This is a genomic window from Trichlorobacter ammonificans (genome assembly GCF_933509905.1).
Lineage (GTDB): Bacteria > Desulfobacterota > Desulfuromonadia > Geobacterales > Pseudopelobacteraceae > Trichlorobacter > Trichlorobacter ammonificans.
In genome coordinates, this window is sequence record NZ_OW150024.1 from 896,870 (window position 1) to 913,554 (window position 16,685).

16 protein-coding genes and 1 tRNA gene are annotated in these 16,685 nt (G+C 61.6%); 10 read left to right on the forward strand and 7 right to left on the reverse strand.

What is annotated here, in order from left to right; translation table 11 throughout:
* Positions 1 to 7 precede the first annotated feature (7 nt).
* Together hpnA and shc are read right to left on the reverse strand one after the other, a co-directional pair.
* Positions 8 to 997, reverse strand: coding sequence for a hopanoid-associated sugar epimerase (hpnA, locus tag RAK07_RS04125; RefSeq protein ID WP_305731576.1), 990 nt, complete (start codon positions 995 to 997; stop codon positions 8 to 10).
* Positions 998 to 1,073: 76 nt separating this feature from the next.
* The gene (shc, locus tag RAK07_RS04130; RefSeq protein WP_305733475.1) at positions 1,074 to 3,128 is read right to left on the reverse strand and encodes a squalene--hopene cyclase; all 2,055 of its coding nucleotides are present in this window, start codon (positions 3,126 to 3,128) and stop codon (positions 1,074 to 1,076) included.
* Between the two features lie 193 nt (positions 3,129 to 3,321).
* On the opposite strand from shc, the gene yhbY reads away from it, so the two are divergent.
* Entirely contained in the window at positions 3,322 to 3,609 is a 288-nt protein-coding gene (gene yhbY, locus RAK07_RS04135; RefSeq protein WP_305731577.1) for a ribosome assembly RNA-binding protein YhbY, read from the forward strand.
* Positions 3,610 to 3,834: 225 nt separating this feature from the next.
* Here yhbY and RAK07_RS04140 read toward each other — a convergent pair whose 3' ends face one another.
* Both RAK07_RS04140 and lsrF read right to left on the reverse strand, forming a co-directional pair.
* Positions 3,835 to 4,860 carry an alcohol dehydrogenase catalytic domain-containing protein gene (locus RAK07_RS04140; protein ID WP_305731578.1) on the reverse strand — a complete coding sequence of 342 codons (1,026 nt, stop codon included), beginning with the start codon at positions 4,858 to 4,860 and terminating at the stop codon, positions 3,835 to 3,837.
* Entirely contained in the window at positions 4,857 to 5,732 is an 876-nt protein-coding gene (gene lsrF / locus RAK07_RS04145) for a 3-hydroxy-5-phosphonooxypentane-2,4-dione thiolase (protein ID WP_305731579.1), read from the reverse strand. Before lsrF ends, RAK07_RS04140 begins: the two co-directional genes overlap by 4 nt.
* Before the next feature lie 171 nt (positions 5,733 to 5,903).
* On the opposite strand from lsrF, the gene RAK07_RS04150 reads away from it, so the two are divergent.
* The 4 genes from RAK07_RS04150 (at position 5,904) to RAK07_RS04165 (ending at position 9,409) form a co-directional block, all read left to right on the forward strand.
* Positions 5,904 to 6,287: a YraN family protein gene (locus RAK07_RS04150; protein WP_305733476.1), complete on the forward strand. Its 384-nt coding sequence runs from the start codon at positions 5,904 to 5,906 to the stop codon at positions 6,285 to 6,287.
* A gap of 159 nt (positions 6,288 to 6,446) precedes the next feature.
* Positions 6,447 to 7,301 (forward strand): nitrilase-related carbon-nitrogen hydrolase, encoded by an 855-nt coding sequence (locus tag RAK07_RS04155; protein WP_305731580.1) that lies wholly within the window; start codon positions 6,447 to 6,449, stop codon positions 7,299 to 7,301.
* Positions 7,301 to 8,122 (forward strand): NAD+ synthase, encoded by an 822-nt coding sequence (locus tag RAK07_RS04160; protein WP_305731581.1) that lies wholly within the window; start codon positions 7,301 to 7,303, stop codon positions 8,120 to 8,122. The genes RAK07_RS04155 and RAK07_RS04160 overlap by 1 nt, the downstream gene beginning before the upstream one ends.
* Before the next feature lie 12 nt (positions 8,123 to 8,134).
* Positions 8,135 to 9,409 (forward strand): diadenylate cyclase, encoded by a 1,275-nt coding sequence (locus tag RAK07_RS04165; protein ID WP_305731582.1) that lies wholly within the window; start codon positions 8,135 to 8,137, stop codon positions 9,407 to 9,409.
* On the opposite strand, the gene tgt is transcribed toward RAK07_RS04165, so the two are convergent.
* Positions 9,394 to 10,539, reverse strand: a complete 1,146-nt coding sequence (tgt, locus tag RAK07_RS04170) for a tRNA guanosine(34) transglycosylase Tgt (protein WP_305731583.1) — start codon at positions 10,537 to 10,539, stop codon at positions 9,394 to 9,396. The genes RAK07_RS04165 and tgt overlap by 16 nt on opposite strands.
* 457 nt (positions 10,540 to 10,996) lie before the next feature.
* On the opposite strand from tgt, the gene RAK07_RS04175 reads away from it, so the two are divergent.
* From RAK07_RS04175 to RAK07_RS04195, 5 genes are all read left to right on the forward strand, one after another.
* Positions 10,997 to 11,659: a succinate dehydrogenase cytochrome b subunit gene (locus RAK07_RS04175; RefSeq protein WP_305731584.1), complete on the forward strand. Its 663-nt coding sequence runs from the start codon at positions 10,997 to 10,999 to the stop codon at positions 11,657 to 11,659.
* 10 nt (positions 11,660 to 11,669) lie between these two features.
* Entirely contained in the window at positions 11,670 to 13,586 is a 1,917-nt protein-coding gene (locus RAK07_RS04180) for a fumarate reductase/succinate dehydrogenase flavoprotein subunit (protein WP_305731585.1), read from the forward strand.
* Entirely contained in the window at positions 13,586 to 14,341 is a 756-nt protein-coding gene (locus tag RAK07_RS04185; RefSeq protein WP_305731586.1) for a succinate dehydrogenase/fumarate reductase iron-sulfur subunit, read from the forward strand. The genes RAK07_RS04180 and RAK07_RS04185 overlap by 1 nt, the downstream gene beginning before the upstream one ends.
* A gap of 59 nt (positions 14,342 to 14,400) precedes the next feature.
* A complete protein-coding gene (gene cas6, locus RAK07_RS14110) occupies positions 14,401 to 15,300 on the forward strand; it encodes a CRISPR system precrRNA processing endoribonuclease RAMP protein Cas6 (protein ID WP_510181705.1) in 900 nt (299 codons plus the stop codon).
* Between the two features lie 124 nt (positions 15,301 to 15,424).
* Positions 15,425 to 16,102, forward strand: coding sequence for a lipoprotein insertase outer membrane protein LolB (locus tag RAK07_RS04195; protein WP_305731588.1), 678 nt, complete (start codon positions 15,425 to 15,427; stop codon positions 16,100 to 16,102).
* Positions 16,103 to 16,175: 73 nt separating this feature from the next.
* On the opposite strand, the gene RAK07_RS04200 is transcribed toward RAK07_RS04195, so the two are convergent.
* Together RAK07_RS04200 and secG are read right to left on the reverse strand one after the other, a co-directional pair.
* Positions 16,176 to 16,262: transfer RNA gene (locus RAK07_RS04200), tRNA-Leu, on the reverse strand.
* A gap of 53 nt (positions 16,263 to 16,315) precedes the next feature.
* Positions 16,316 to 16,657, reverse strand: coding sequence for a preprotein translocase subunit SecG (secG, locus tag RAK07_RS04205; RefSeq protein ID WP_305731589.1), 342 nt, complete (start codon positions 16,655 to 16,657; stop codon positions 16,316 to 16,318).
* Between the last annotated feature and the right edge of the window lie 28 nt (positions 16,658 to 16,685).

Consider the following 16,685-nt stretch of genomic DNA (forward strand, 5'->3'; position numbering starts at 1 on the left):
GGGCACCTCATTGTTCCAGGTGGCCATTGGCACGAAACCAAGCCACCGCCTGTTCCAGGGCAGTTTCCACCGGGGTCTGGGGAAGGCCCAGTTCGGTGACGGCTCTGGATGGGTCAAAAAACATGAATTTTCTCGCCATCTGGACGCCGGCGAGGGGGATCAGCGGTTCCCGGCCGGTCAGGCGTGCAAGCCCCTCGTTGACCCAGGCCGCCGCCAGGATCGGGTAGTACGGGAGTCGCACCCGCGGCGCCGGCAGGCCGGTGATGGCGGATAACATGGTGAATATCTCCCGCAGGGTCAGGTTGCGGTTCCCCAGGATGTACTTCCGGCCGACCCGGCCCTGCCGTGCCGCCAGCAGATGTCCCCTGGCGCAATCCTCCACGGAAATCAGGTTCAGCCCGGTGTCAAGGTAGGCCGGCATTTTGCGGTTCAGGAAATCCACGATGATCTTGCCGGTGGGAGTCGGCTTGATGTCGTGGGGACCCACTGGCGTGGAGGGGTTGACGATCACCAGCGGCAGCCCCCGCTCCAGAAAGCGTTCAGCCTCACGTTCCGCCAGGAATTTGCTCTTCTTGTAGTGTCCCACCATGTCGGCGAAGGTGACCGGCGTATCTTCGGTGCCCGGTGTGCCATCGCCCGGATTGCCCAGGGTACCGACGCTGCTGGTGTAGACCACCCGTTCCACGGAGGCCGCCTCCGCCGCTTCCAGCACGGCCCGGGTGCCGTCGACGTTGGCGCGGTACATGGTCGCCGGATCGCGGGTCCAGAGCCGGTAGTCGGCGGCGACGTGGAAAACCTGCGTGCAGCCGGCAATGCCCGCTTTCAGTGATGCCGGGTCGCAGAGATCCCCCTGCCGGAACTCAAGATCAAGGCCCTGGAGGTTGCGGGTATCGGCGCCGGGACGCACCAGCACCCGTACCTGAATGCCTTCCTTCAGCAGTTCCCGAACAATGGCGGCGCCGATGAAGCCGGTTGCTCCCGTGACAAAGGCTTTCATGGGCACCTGTCCGAAAAAACGTGAAAAGCCCCGCATCCGGTACGGGGCTTCCGCGACGGAACCGTCGTCTGACCGGTCAGCATGGTTGCCCGTGCTCTCCGCGCAGTCGGCGGAAACGCCCCAGGGCGGTCAGCGGGAAACAGTTGCGGTAGATATGGTATTTGATCATGAAGAACTTGGGGAACCCGGTGCCGGTGAAGGCATCCTCGTCCCAGGTTCCATCCTGCTTCTGGGTGGCCAGCAGGTACTGTATGCCGCGTTCCACCGCGTTGCAGTGTACTTCGCCGGCCGCCATCAGTGCCATCAGTGCCCATGCGGTCTGGGAAGCCGTACTGGTACCGCAGCCCATCAGGGTGCGGTCGTAGTAGGACTCGCAGACCTCGCCCCAGCCGCCGTCCAGGTTCTGGCGTGACTTGATCCAGTTGACCGCCTTGCGCACGTAGGGCTGGTTCATGTCCTCGCCGATGGCTTCCAGGCCGATCAGCACGTACCAGGTGCCGTAGATGTAATTGACCCCCCAGCGGCCGAACCAGGAGCCCTCCGGTTCCTGTTCCTTCTTCAGGAATTCAATGGCGCGTACCGCCTGGGGATGGTTCTTGTCGTACCCGAAATTCCCCATCAGCTCCAGCATCCGGCCGGTCAGGTCAGCGGTGGGAGGATCGATCAGCGCTTCAAGGTCGGCGAAGGGGATCTTGTTCAGCAGGTGCTTGGTGTTGTCCTTGTCAAAGGCACCCCAGCCGCCGTTCTTGCTCTGCATCCCCAAGCACCAGTCGATGCCGCGGCGCGCGGCATCCTGCTTGGCCTTGTTGTTTTTCACCTTGATGTTCTTGATGGCGATCAGCACGGCAGCCGTATCGTCCACGTCGGGATACCAGTCGTTCTGGAACTCGAAGGCCCAGCCGCCCGGTTCCAGCTCCGGGGATTTGATCTTCCAGTCGCCCCGGATACGTACTTCGCGGTCCAGCAGCCACTGGGCCGCCTTGACCAAGGCCGGGTGGTCCGACGGAATCCCTCCTTCCTGCATGGCCTGCAGGACCAGTGCCGTATCCCAAACCGGTGAGATGCAGGACTGCAGGGTCAGGGAGTCGTCGTCCTCGATGCAGAAGTTGGCCAAGGCCTCCAGCCCCTTGACGATGACCGGATGGTCGTTGGCATAGCCGAGACAATGCAACGCCAGGATCGCGTTGAGCATGGCCGGCTGGATGCCGCCCCAGTCACCGGTCTTCTCCTGATGTTCCAGAATCCACTGCTCCGCCAGCTCGGTGGCCCGCTGCTTGAAGGGACGGATGGGGCTGGACTCGTAGACCTTCAGCAGGTGATCCACGCCGATGAAGAAGTTCTTCCAGGTGAGGATGCCGTCTTCCTTGGTGAAGGTGTAGTCGATGGGGCGGGGGGGGCGGACGAACAGTTCCTGCACCCGGGCATGGGGCGGGAGTTTGTAGACCGGCCGGGTGGTCATCACCACCGAAAGGGGAATGATGGTTGCCCGTGCCCAACTGGAAAGTTCGTACATGTTGAAATAGGCCCAGTCCGGCAGCAACATCAGTTCGATCGGCATGGAGGGGACCCCCAGCCAGGAGAACTCGCCGAACAGCGCCAGGAAAATCTTCGTGAAGACCCGCGCCTTGAGGATGCCGCCATTGGCCAGGATGAACTCCCGGGCCTTAACCATGGCCGGGTGGTCGGCAGGGTAGCCGGCCAGTTTCAGGGCAAAATAGGCTTCGATGGTGGTGGAAAGATCGCCGGGGCCGTTGTACCAGATGCACCAGTACCCTTCCGGGGTCTGCTGCCGCAGCAGGTAGTTGGCCATCTTCCGCTCCTGGTTGCGGTCAACCATGCCCAGGAAATGGAACAGCATGATGTACTCGGCGGTAATGGTGCAGTTGGACTCCAGTTCGGCCCACCAGTAGCCGTCCGGCAGCTGTTCCCGGAAAAAGAAGTCGCGGGTGCGGGTGATACACTGGTCAAGGGGGTTGTCCGCACCGGCCTCCATGCTTTTCCAGATGGAGGAGGGAAGACGATGAACTTTGGCAGCGGCTTTCGAACTGTCCTGCAACGACCTGTCGACAGGCGCACTGGAAGAGTTGAACGATGTCAGAGCGTGGGAGATCGGCAATTTGCTCGACTTCATATTCATAGAGGCGACAGTCTCCTGATTTCGAGGGTGTTGATTTTGGTAAAACGTTCCTCTTATACCATGTGAGCCCTCGAAAGTACACATTCTTTGTCGGAATGCCGCTGGGTGACCCTGTTTCCAGTGGCGCGGGGGCATGTCGGTGTGCTATACCAGCCGCATCAATGTATCGGGAGAGGATGGAAGCAACATGCTGACGGGAAAACAGAAACGGCACCTGCGTTCACTGGGACACGGCCTGAAGCCGGTGGTGCTGATCGGGAAAAAGGAAATTGACGACCATCTGGTGGCGGAAACCGTGGCGGCGCTGGCCTGCCACGAGCTGATCAAGGTGAAGGTGCTGGAAAATTGTGGCCTCGACCGTCATGAGGCCAGCGAGCTGCTGGCAGAGGCAACCTCATCGGAGGTCGCCCAGGTACTGGGGAAAACCTTCCTGTTGTATCGGCCGGCGGAAAAGCCGGTGATCGTCCTGCCCTAGAAGCAGGGAGCGGGGGTGGTAGCAGCCAATAATCAAGGGCAGGCCATCGACAGGCCTGCCCTTGTTGCGTTTTACCAGGGCTTTGAAAAACTCTTCCGGAGGCCGTCTACGACGTTGCGCGGTGCTCGCTTCCTCGCCTGACTGGTTGGTATGTCTCGGTTGCTGCGCTCCGTGCGCCGTGTATCCGGCCTTCCTCATCACGTTTTTCAAAGCCCTGTTAACTGTTCAGCGATGGGGTTCTATGATGACCTTCAGCGTTCCGGTGGGGTCGGCGGCAATGCCGAAGGCTTCGCCGATCCGGTCGATCCCCAGGCGGTGCGTGATCATGTCCTCCACGGTGACGGTACCATGCTTCAGCAGTTCCAAGGCTTGCCGGTTGTCCCGGGGGGCGGCGCCGTAGCAGGTTTTGAAGCTGATGTCGTTGCGCCAGAAGGGATTGAAGTCCACGGCAACGGTTTCACCCGGCTGGGCCACGGCGAAGAAGAGCACCGTGCCTCCCCGGTCCACCGATTGCAATGCCGCCTGGATGGCCGGGAGGGCGCCGGTGCTGATCACCACCCGGTCGGCCAGGCGGCCGCAGGTCTGCTGCAGAAAGGCCGGCAGGTCGGCTGTGGCGTTGACGGCATGGTCGGCCCCGGCCCGTTTCGCCATGGCGCAGCGGTAGTCGTTGATGTCGGCCACCACCACCGTGCCAGCCCCCAGGGCCTTGGCCAGCTTGACGAAGAGGAGACCGGCCAGGCCGGCGCCGTAGATCATGATGCTGTCGCCGGGGGAGAGGGCCATGGTGCGCAGGGCGCGGACCACGGTGGCCAGCGGCTCGATGAAGGTGGCGGTTTCGAACGACATGGTGTCGGGAAGTTTCAGCAGGCCGGTCCGCACGCTGCGGCCGCTGACCCGCAGGTACTGGGAAAAGCCGCCGGGGGTGAAGTTGTTCTGCTCCTGAAAAGTGACGCAGGCGGTTTCATGTCCGGAAAGGCAGTAGATACACTCGTCGCAGGGGACGTGGTGGGTGGCGAAGACCCGGTCCCCCACCTGCACGGTGTCAACGCCGGAGCCCACGGCCACCACCTCGCCGGCCAGTTCGTGCCCCAGCACCAGCGGCGCCCGCTTGATCCGGTACCACTCCATCAGGTCGCTGCCGCAGATGCCGGAGGCCATCACCTTGATCAGTACGTCGCCGTCGCCGACCGCCGGTATCTCCTGCTCTTCGGTCCGTACATCGCTGTTGCGGTAGTACATGCCCACTTTCATCGGTTTTTCAGCTCCCGGTACAGTTCAAAGGCGTGCTCCGCCGACATGTTTTCATGGACCACCTTGCGAACCGCGGTCAGCATGGCCAGCGGCGCGTCGGACTGGAAGATGTTGCGCCCCATGTCCACCCCGGCGGCCCCGGCGTCGATGGCGTTGCGCGCCATGGTGAGCGCAGCGGCCTCGTCCAGTTTTTTGCCGCCGGCGATCACCACCGGCACCGGACAGGAGGCGGTGACGGTTTCGAAGTCGGGCACGTAGTAGGTCTTGATGAAGGCGGCCCCCAGTTCGGCCAGAATCCGGGAGGCAAGGCCGATGTAACGGGCGTCGCGGGTCAGTTGGGCCCCGACGGCGGTAACCCCCAGCACCGGGATGCCGTAGCGGTTGCAACGGTCCACCAGGGTGGTCATGTTGGTGACGGATTGGGTCTCGAATTCGCCGCCGATGAAGACCTGGACGGCAACGGCGCTGACGTTCATCCGCAGGGCATCCTCCACATCCACGGCGATCCGCTCGTCGGACAGTTCCTTGAGAATGCTGGGGCCGCCGCTGGCCCGCATCACCACCGACTTCTGGGTGGCGGGGTCGATGAGCGAGCGCAGGACGCCGCGGGTGCACATCAGGGCGTCGGCATGGGGGGCAAGGGGATTGATGGTGACGTCGATCCGCTCCAATCCCGAGGTGGGGCCCTGGAAATAGCCGTGGTCGAAGGCCAGCATCACGGTCTTTCCGGAATCGGGGTTGAAGATACGGGCCAAACGGTTTTTCATCCCCCAGTCGTAGTTGTTGGAGCCTTTCAGGAAGAACGGGCTGTTTTCCTGCGGTATGGTCAGATGGTACAGTTTTTCTTTCTGGCTCAGATCGTGCTCGGCCATTGACGGCACCCTCCCTCTGGGATATCTCCGCACCGGTAAGCGGTACTGTGCGGAGTGGGTCAGTGATACCATCCCTGCTCCACTTTCGTCAATGCGGCATCCGCCAGATCCATCAATCCTTTTGACCTGTCCGGGCAGCCATGTTACATGAAGAACGGATCGGAACAGGTCATGGACACGCGGCTCGACAACAGGGAAACCGGCAGGTTGGGAGAAGAGATCGCCACGGCGTTCCTCACCGCCCGCGGCTACCGTATTCTGGAACGAAACTTCCGCTGCAAAGGGGGCGAGGTGGATATCGTGGCCCGCGCACCGGGAAGCGGCTGCCTAGTCTTTGCCGAGGTGAAAGCCCGCCGTGGCGTGCAGTTCGGCCTGCCGCAGCAGGCGGTGACCCCCTTCAAGCAACGGCAGCTATCCAAGGCAGCGCTGACCTGGCTGGCACAAAACCGCCAGCAGGGGAGGGATGCCCGGTTCGACGTGGTTGCCGTGCTGCTCTCCCCTGACGGTAATCATCGGGTGGAGCAGATCGAAAATGCTTTTGAGCTGGCCTACTGATTGGCTGTTGAAAACCCATAGGTTGCTCAAAAAAGGCCAGATCGTCGCATCCGCAGTGAGCACCGCGGCGGCGTAGCAGCGCTACGTCGCACAAGGAGGCTTACGAGGACGGCGGCGAGATGGCTGTTTTTTCAGCAACCTGCTAACAAGGAGTGCTTCATGGGTGACGTTACCGCCGTGCTGGCCCAGATACAGCCGAAACTCGGCCGTGTCGGCGACAACCTGGCGCTGGTTGAGGATACGATCCGGCAGGCCCGGACAACGGGCGCCGAGCTGGTAGTCTTTCCGGAGCTGGCGCTCACCGGCTACTTTCTCAAGGACTTGGTGCCCGAGGTGGCGCTTGCTCTCGACAGCCCGGAACTGACCCGTTTGAAAAGCCTGTCAAAAGAGATCGCCGTGGCGGTCGGCTTCGTGGAGGTGACGCCGGACTACCAGTTCTACAACAGTGCCGCCTGGTTCGAGGACGGCGAACTGAAACACCTGCACCGCAAGGTCTATCTCCCCACCTACGGCCTTTTCGACGAACAACGCTATCTGGGGCGGGGCGACCGTTTCCGCGCCTTCGACACCAGGTTCGGCCGGGTGGGGCTTTTGATCTGCGAGGATATGTGGCACCTCTCCGCCCCCTACCTGCTGGCCATGGACGGCGCCACCACCCTGGTCTGTCTTTCCAGCAGTCCCGCCCGCGGCGTCGAGGAAGGGGACGAGCTGGGCTCTGCCGCCGCCTGGCGCACCCTGACCGCTTCCGTGGCCCGTTTCCTGACCTGTCGGGTGCTCTACGCCAACCGGGTGGGATACGAGGATGGCGTGGCCTTTTGGGGAGGTTCCCACGGCATTACTCCCTCCGGGGTGGTGGTGGCCGAGGCTCCGGCCTTTCATGCCTCGCTGACACCGGTGCTGTTGCCGGACGCCGACCTGCGGCGGGAGCGGATCGCTTCGCCGCTTTTGCGGGATGAAAATCTCTGCGTGACCCTGCGGGAGCTTTCCCGCATCGACCGGGAAAGGAGCCGCTGATGGCCGGACTACGTATCAACGCGCCGCTGGTGCGGTCGATCCTGGTGGGGTTCCTGCGGGACGAGATCCTGAAGGTGGGGGCGAAAAAGGCGGTGCTGGGGCTGTCCGGCGGCATCGATTCCGCCCTGGTCTGCCATCTGGCGGCCGAGGCCCTGGGACCGGAGAACGTCCATGCCATCTGCATGCCCTACAAGAGCAGCAACCCGGAGAGCGAGGCCCATGCCCGGCTGGTGGCGGAGACGAGCGGGGTGAATTTCTCGGTGGTGCCGATCACGCCGATGGTGGATGCCTATTTTACGCTCTTTCCCGATGCCGATGCCATGCGGCGGGGGAACAAAATGGCCCGGGAGCGGATGACGATCCTGTTCGACCACTCCGCTCTGCTGGGAGCCCTGGTGCTGGGCACCAGCAACAAGACCGAGCTGCTGCTGGGGTACGGCACCCTCTACGGTGATATGGCCAGTGCCCTCAACCCGATCGGCGATCTGTACAAGACCCAGGTCTGGCAACTGTCCGAGGAAGTGGGGGTACCCGGGCCGGTGATCGAGAAAAAACCGTCCGCCGATCTCTGGGCCGGCCAGACCGACGAGGAGGAGCTGGGCTTCACCTACCGTGAGGTGGACGAACTGCTCTACCGGATGGTGGACCAGCGGGCCCCCTTTGAGGAGCTGGCCGCCCGCGGTTTTTCCTCGGAGTTTGTCACCACGGTGTACGCCAAGGTGCAGAACTCCCACTTCAAGCGCCGTCTGCCGGTGATCGCCAAGGTGTCCAACCGCACCATCGATCGTGACTTCCGGTATTCCCGCGACTGGGGGAAGTAGGAGCAGACACGCATGCCGCTGAATGTCTTCGAAGCTATCAGCCCCACCATCAGTTCGCTCCTGGGCGGCGCACGGGTGGACCTTGTCGTGGGGGAAGAGGAAACCCGTGCCGCCGACGGCAGGCTGCTGCAGTCGACGGTTATTGAGGGACGTCCCTATCTCTTCAGTGCCGTCCGCGAGGGATTGCCCTTCACCAAGACCGAAATCCTGTTCTGCCGCGAACTGCTTACCGCTTTTTCGGGCCTGTACAGCGGTTTCAAGATGGAGGGGTACGCCGCCCATTTCCGTACCGCACTCCTGGCCTCCATCATGGATATTACGGTGGCCCGTTTCCTGCGGGGGGATCGCAGCAAGGGGTTCTGGCCGATCCAGCAACTGATCCAGCTTCTGAAGAATCTTTCCTACCAGCGCTACGAAGGGAAGCCGGCCACCACCGGCTTCCTGGTGCACCGGACCACGGAACCGGTGCTGCGTAAAACCCTGAAGGATCGTCGCCATATTCTGATCCCGTTACAGCCGCACCAAAGCATCTCTCCCACCTTTCTGGACAACCCCCTGACCTACCGTTTCATCGACGGTCACAACCTGTTCTTCGTCGCCACTATCCAGATGCAGGTGGTGGGGCTCCTGCGCACCGCCGGCTGCGTCGGGCAGACCGACATCGAGCGGCTGACCCAGCGGGAGCTGTTCTCGCTGGTGCGGCGGCTGGGGGCGGGGGCCTTTGCCGTCACGGTGAACGAAGCATCGGAGATCGAGGTATTGATCAGCCCGGCCAAGCTGCTGGTGCGGCGCAAGGGACTCTGGGCCATCTTCGATCCCGACCTGATCCGTTCCTTCCTTGCCGGCAGTATCGACGCCGACTCCATCGACGACCTGCTCTGGACGGTCTACGCGGTCTCCAAGCAGCGGCACGGTACGGTCATTCTGATCCATGCCGGCACCCCCCGCCACCTGGCGACGTTGAAGAAAGGGTCCGTGGGGGGTGACGATCCGGTCGGGCAACTGCTGACCCGCCAGGTGCGGGGGCAGACCATCGCCCAGTTGAAGGAAAACGGCACCCTGTTGCGGATTCTGTCTTCCGACGGCATGACCGTGCTGGACAAGCAGGGAAAGCTGCTGGAAGCCGGCTTCATCATCGACACCTCCCATGCCCGGGAGATGGTCACCGGCGGCGGGCGGACCACCGCCGCCATTGCCGCTTCCTTCTTCGGCAAGGTGATCAAAGTGTCCCAGGACGGGCCGATCGAGCTGTATCGGGATGGGGAGTTGGTCTACCGCTTCGGCTGACTCCGCTTTCGGGACGGCTCCGCCGGGGCGCTGCCCAGGTAATCGGCAAGGAATGCCTGTTTAAAGGCCATGAAGCGGTTGTCGGCGATGGCCTGACGCACCTCCGCCATCATGGTCAGGTAGAACTGCACGTTGTGAATGGCCGACAGCACCGCCGAGAGTACCTCATTGGCGGCAAAAAGGTGGTGCAGGTAGGCCCGGCTGAAGTTGCGGCAGGTGTAGCAGCCGCAGGAGGGGTCCACCGGGTAGAAATCCCGCCGGTAGTTCTTGTTGGAAACCCTGATCCGCCCCCGCCGGGTGAACAGGGTGGCGCTGCGGGCGTAACGGGTGGGGATCACGCAGTCGAACATATCCATCCCCCGTTCGACGCTCTCCAGAATGTCCTCCGGCAGGCCGACCCCCATCAGGTAGCGGGGTTTGTCCTCCGGCAGATGGGGAGCGGTCCAGCCCACCACCTTTTTCAGCAGCTCCAGCCCTTCCCCCACGCTGACCCCGCCGATGGCGTAGCCCGGCAGATCCAGCTTGGTCATCTCCCGGGCGCACATGACGCGCAACTCCTCGAACACGCTCCCCTGCACGATGCCGAACAGCGCCTGGTTGCTGCTGCTCCAGGCTTTCTTGCACTCCTTGAGCCAGCGAATGGTCTTGCGGGTGGACTGCTCCGCATAGGCCTTCTCGCAGGGGTAGGGGATGCACTCGTCAAAGGCCATCATGATGTCCGAACCCAGTTCCTGCTGGATGGCGATGGCCCGGGCCGGGTCCAGGTAAATTTCTTCCCCGGTGTTTTCGTGCCGGAAGAAGACGCCGTCGTCGGTGATCCGCTTTTTGGGCAGGGAGAAGACCTGAAAGCCGCCGGAGTCGGTCAGGATCGGCTTGTCCCATGCCATGAAGCGGTGCAGGCCGCCGGCCTTTTTCACCAGCCCCTCCCCTGGTTGCAGGTGCAGGTGATAGGTGTTGGAGAGGATGATCTGGGCGCCGGTTTCCTGGATCTGGGCCGGCGTGAGCGGTTTCATGGCGCCGTGAGTGGCCACCGGCATGAAGATGGGGGTTTGAATCTGACCGTGGCCGGTTTCCAGCAGCCCCAGGCGGGCTGCGCAGTCGCGGTCCTTTTTGAGCAGTGTGAATTTCATGAATGTGAATCCGTTCATAGGCAGGTTTCCCGGTTGCCGGGGGCGACGTCATTCGTCAATACCACAGAACCGCCGCTGGGTGCAAATGCCGCTCCGCGTCGCGGGAGGCGACCGCATCCCGCGATACTCCGGCAGGGGCTGTTTCCCGTGAAGTATCTGCCTCTGTTGTATAAAACCCTTGTAATTTTCCATAACGCCGTTTAGTATGCGCGCGTTATGAAAGTCTCGTCCCGCTCCGTTCCGGGCATTGAAATCTGAAGCTTGCATACACCAGAAGGAGGCGTTGTCATGCACAAGGGTTGCGAACGTAAGTGGCGAGGTCCGCCTGATCTCCATCCGCCGTTGTCACCATGTCATGAAAAGACGCCGTTTTCCCCGCCGGACTTCGGCATGATCACTTCCATAAGCCGTTTTGCTATGCGGTTATCTCAACTCTAAGGAAAAGGGAAAAGACGCTATGTTCAGTACATCCATTGGCAGAAAGATCGTGATGGCAGTGACAGGGTGCTGCATGCTCCTGTTTTCCATCGTCCATCTGCTCGGTAACAGCTCCATCTTTGCCGGCGCAGCGGGCTTGAACTCCTACGCCCAGCACCTGCACAGCCTGCCGTTGCCGATCATCATGGCCTTCCGGGCGGTCATGCTGGCCGTGTTCGTGGTCCATGTGCTCTATGGTATCCAGCTCACCATCGAGAACCGTACGGCAACCCCCACCGGCTATGCCGTCAAGGCACAGCGCAAGACCACCTTTGCCAGTGAAAACATGATCTGGACCGGACTGCTGCTGTTCGTGTTCATCGTGTTCCATCTGCTGCATTTCACCTTCCGGGTAACCCCGGGCCTGACCCTGACCAGCGATGCCGCCGGCCACTTCAACGTGTTCGCCATGGTGGCCTCCAGCTTCTCCACCTTTGCCGGTGCCGGCATCTACGTTGCCGCCATGGTGGTGCTGTTCCTGCACCTCTACCACGGCATCCAGAGCTTCTTCCAGACCATGGGCTGGAACTGTGACTGCAGCCAGCCGGCCATCACCAAGCTGGGTATGGTGGTCGCACTGATCCTGCTCTTTGGGTACGTTTCCATCCCGCTGTCTATATTCTTCGGAATTTTGAAAGGTTAAGGGGGTTACCGTGATTCTTGATGGAAAATGTCCAACCGGACCTATTGAAAAGACCTGGGACAAGCACCGCTTTGATCTGAAGCTGGTCAACCCGGCCAACAAGCGTAAATACACCGTCATCATGGTGGGTACCGGCCTTGCCGGTGGTGCCGCCGCCGCCTCCCTCGGGGAGCTGGGCTACAACGTCATGGCGTTCTGCTATCAGGACAGCCCGCGCCGCGCCCACTCCATCGCAGCGCAGGGCGGTATCAACGCTGCCAAGAACTATCCCAACGACGGCGACTCCATCTACCGCCTCTTCTACGACACCATCAAGGGTGGCGACTTCCGCGCCCGTGAAGCCGACGTCTGGCGTCTGGCCCAGGTGTCCAACAACATCATCGACCAGTGCGTGGCCCAGGGCGTGCCCTTTGCCCGCGACTACGCCGGCTACCTGGACAACCGCTCCTTCGGCGGCGCCCAGGTGTCCCGTACCTTCTACGCCCGCGGCCAGACCGGTCAGCAGCTGCTGCTGGGTGCCTACTCCGCCCTGTCCCGCCAGATCAAGGCCGGCACGGTGAAGATGTACAACCGTCGCGAGATGCTGGACCTGGTGGTGGTGGACGGCGTTGCCCGCGGCATCACCTGCCGCAACTTGGTGACCGGCGAGATCGAGTCCTATGCAGCCGATGCCGTCTGTCTGGCCACCGGCGGCTACGTCAACGTTTTCTACCTCTCCACCAACGCCATGGGCTGCTCGGTGACCGCCGGCTGGAAGGCCGCCAAGAAGGGCGCTTTCTTCGCCAACCCCTGCTACACCCAGATTCACCCCACCTGTATTCCCCAGGCCGGCGACTACCAGTCCAAGCTGACCCTCATGTCCGAGTCACTGCGGAACGACGGCCGCTGCTGGGTGCCCAAGAAGAAGGAAGACCTGGCCAAGCATCCCAGCGAGATTCCGGAAGAGGACCGCGACTACTACCTGGAGCGCAAGTACCCCTCCTTCGGTAACCTGGCTCCCCGGGACATCGCCTCCCGCGCCGCCAAGGAGCAGTGCGACGACGGCCGCGGCGTCGGCCCCGGCGGTCGTGGTGTCTACCTTGATTTTGCCGCATCCATCAAGCGGGTCGGCGAGCACACCATCAAGGAGCGCTACGGCAACCTGTTCGAAATGTACGAGAAGATCACCGCCGAAGACGCCTACAAGCGTCCGATGCGGATGTACCCGGCTCCCCACTACTCCATGGGCGGTCTGTGGGTCGACTACAACCTGATGAGCAACATCCCCGGCCTGTTCGTGCTGGGCGAGGCCAACTTCTCGGTGCACGGCGCCAACCGTCTCGGCGCATCGGCCCTGATGCAGGGCCTGGCCGACGGCTACTTCGTCATCCCCTACACCATCGGCGGCTACTTGGCCTCCGTCAAGCCGGCCGGCACCTCCACCGACCATGCGGAATTCAAGAAGTCGGTGGAAGATGTCAAGGCAGAGCAGGACAAGCTGCTCTCCATCAACGGCAAAAAGACGGTTACCGAGTTCATGCGCGAGTTGGGCTCCCTCATGTGGGAAAACTGCGGCATGGCCCGCTCCAAAGAGTCTTTGGAGGAAAACCTCACGAAGATTCCGGCGCTGCGTGAAGAGTTCTGGCAGAACGTCAAGGTGACCGGCAGTGGTGCCGAGTTCAACCAGCAACTGGAGAACGCCGGCCGCACCGCCGACTTCCTGGAGTTCGGTGAACTGCTCTGCCGTGACGCCCTGCACCGCGAAGAGTCCTGCGGCGGTCACTTCCGCGTTGAACACCAGTATGACGATGGTGAAGCGATGCGCAACGACGCCGACTTCTGCTACGTCGGCGCTTGGGAGTACAAGGGCAAGGACAAGGAGCCCGAGCTGCACAAGGAGCCGCTGAAATTCGAGAACGTCCATCTCGCCGTAAGGAGCTACAAATAATGAGCGATCACAAGACCATGACAATCAACCTCGTCGTGTGGCGCCAGAAAAACGCCAACGATCCGGGCAAGTTTGAAAACTACACGGTCAAGGGGATTACCGACCACCATTCCTTCCTGGAGATGCTGGACGTCTTGAACGAAGACCTGATCAAGACCGGCAAGGACCCGGTGGCCTTTGACCATGACTGCCGCGAGGGGATCTGCGGCATGTGCTCCCAGGTGATCAACGGCATGCCCCACGGCGGCCAGGAGCGCACCACGGTCTGCCAGTTGCACATGCGGAATTTTCACGACGGCGACACCATCTACATCGAGCCGTGGCGCGCCACCGCCTTCCCGATCGTGCGGGACCTGGTGGTCGACCGCACTGCCCTGGATACCATTATTCAGGCCGGCGGCTATGTTTCCTGCCACACCGGCGGGGTTGCTGACGGCAACACCATCCTGATCCCCAAGCCGATCGCCGACGAGGCGATGGATGCCGCCGAGTGCATCGGCTGCGGTGCCTGCGTGGCCGGTTGCCCCAACAGTGCCGCCATGCTGTTCACCGGCGCCAAGGTGTCCCAGCTGGCGCTCTTGCCCCAGGGCAAGGCCGAAGCCAAGGCCCGGGTCAAGAACATGGTTGCCGCCATGAAGGAGTGTGGGTTCGGCAACTGCACCAACCACTACGAGTGCCAGGCATCCTGCCCCAAGGGGATCAACGTCAAGTTCATCGCACGGATGAACCGGGAATTCCTCAAGGCCCAGTTCTAGCAGGGCTGGCGGACGAAAGGACGATTCGGGGCGATTGGCGACAATCGCCCCGTTTTTTTATGAAACTAAGCCTGAATCTCGTGATACTGCGGGTGACGCTGGAGGGAGGCAGCTTCGCTTCTCTGGTGCCGCTATTCAGCGGGCGGGGAGCAGCCTTTGAAGTGGCCGTGCGGACGCATGGCTGTCGTACGGCCGGAGCGGTATGCAGGCCGAGTCATTGCAGTTTGTGGCAGGACTGCCCCGTGCCTGCACTGGTTTCTCGCGCACTGCCCAGCGATCCGCTCCTGGTCAGGCGTCATCAGAAGCCGGGGCTACCGTACGTTTTCACTGGTTTTTCGCCAGGCTGCAGTGGTGGTACGGAGCCGGACGCTTTCAATTTGGTGCTGCTGGGAAACGCAGTGCCTCATCTGAACCTGCTGGTGCGCTCGATTGTCGCCATCAGTGGTGGTGTCTGTCGTCTGCAGGCGCTGGACTACCAGAAAACGCCAGTACCGCTCGTGACGGCTACCGATGGAGGTATCGACAACCTGCCCGTTCTTGATGCCGCCGAACTGATGACACTGTCCCGTCCCGATTTCGCCGGCATACGGCGTATCCGGCTCAAACTGCTCACGCCGCTGCGCCTTCTGCACAATGGTCGAGAGCTAAACCATTTTGAACCGGAACTGTTTGTCCGTGCATTGCTGCGGCGTATTTCTGCGCTGGCAGCCTGTTATGGCGAAAGAGCGGATCCGGAATGGTTTCGTCACTGTGCGGCCCGCGCCGCCGACCTGCGTCTGGATGAGGGTGGTTCTAGCCGTGCGCCGGTTGCTGGGGACGGGCGGGGGGTACTGGGCAGCTACCTGGTATCCGGGCCATGGCAGGAGCTGGGGCCTTTGCTGGTAGTGGGAAGTCTGCTGCACCTGGGTAAGGGGGCTGCCTACGGACGCGGAGCGTTTCAGGTTACACCCTGCGCCTGACGTGCCGGAAGAAGGCTGTCAGGTGCCGGAACTTTTGTGGGAGGATTTCACTATGACGGGAACAGGGGGCAGTCTGGAAGGGAGGAACGGGAACTTGTTTTTGCTGGGATGTATGCTGTTCCTGATGGCACTGGTCAGTGCCTGCAGTACGGCGCGTCCCGTTGATACCGACTTGACGGGACTGCGTCCCGATGCACTCCTGTCCACGTTGTCGGCAAATGTTGAGGTCAGCTACCGGAACGGAGATACGAGCGGCACCGTCCGCGGCCTGATGATCTACCGTCGGCCAGACCGCTTCCGGGTTGTTCTGTTGAGTCCCTTTGGCTCCACACTTATGGAGGCAGCCCTGGCCGGAGAGGAACTGACGCTGCTCTATCCGTCCCAGCAAACGGCATTCCGCGGAAATGTTGGTCAGCTACCGCTCAGAACCGGGCTGGAAGCCTGGAAGCTGCTTCCCTGGATATTTGATCTGCGGCAGCCACGGGAAGGTTCGGACAGCGGTTCAGTCGTGCAGCACCAGCCTCAACCGCAGGAGGAGACCGTTCGTTTGAACGGTGGCCTGGTGGTTGAAAAACGTCGGACCGGGGGCGAGCTGGTCCGTTATGCCGGTTACCGAAACGTTGGAGGGGTGGCGCTGGCAATGGAGTACGAGATCACTACCGCCGATGGCAGCTGGGTCAAGCTACGCTTGGATGAGCCGGAGGTAAACGGAGAACTTGCTGATCAGGCATTTTCCGTAACACTGCAGGGGGTTCGGATACTCCCCCTGTCGCTGCTGAGGGGCGAGGAGCAAAAAAACTGACGGGGAGCATGGTCGTTTGGTGTATTGTGGTAACAAAAAACCGACTGTGATAACAGTCGGTTTCATTTGTTCTTGGTGCCGAAGACGAGACTCGAACTCGTACAGGCTGTCGCCCGCCACCCCCTCAAGATGGTGTGTCTACCAATTCCACCACTTCGGCACAGGACTTAATTTAGTAGCAAATTTCAGTCCGTAAATCAACTCTTAAAAGCGCTACTTCGTCGGCTGCGGAGCAGGCGTTGTCGGGGATGCCGGAGCAGCCGGGGATGCCGGTGCGGCAGCCTTGGGTGCCGTCGTTTTGCCGGACATGATCGACGAACCTGGGTTGTGGCCGGAAATATAGGCCAACGTCAGCGACGTGAGCATGAAGATGATGGCCGCTGCCGTGGTTAGCTTGGTCATGAAGTTGCCGCCACCACTGGCACCGAATACTGACTGGCTGCCACCGCTGCCAAAGGTGGCCCCCATTTCGGCCCCCTTGCCGGACTGCAGCAGAACCACGCCGATAATGAAAAGGCATATGAAAACATGCAAGATTGAAATGACAGTTGACATAGAGACGTATCCCAGTTTGAAATTTTGA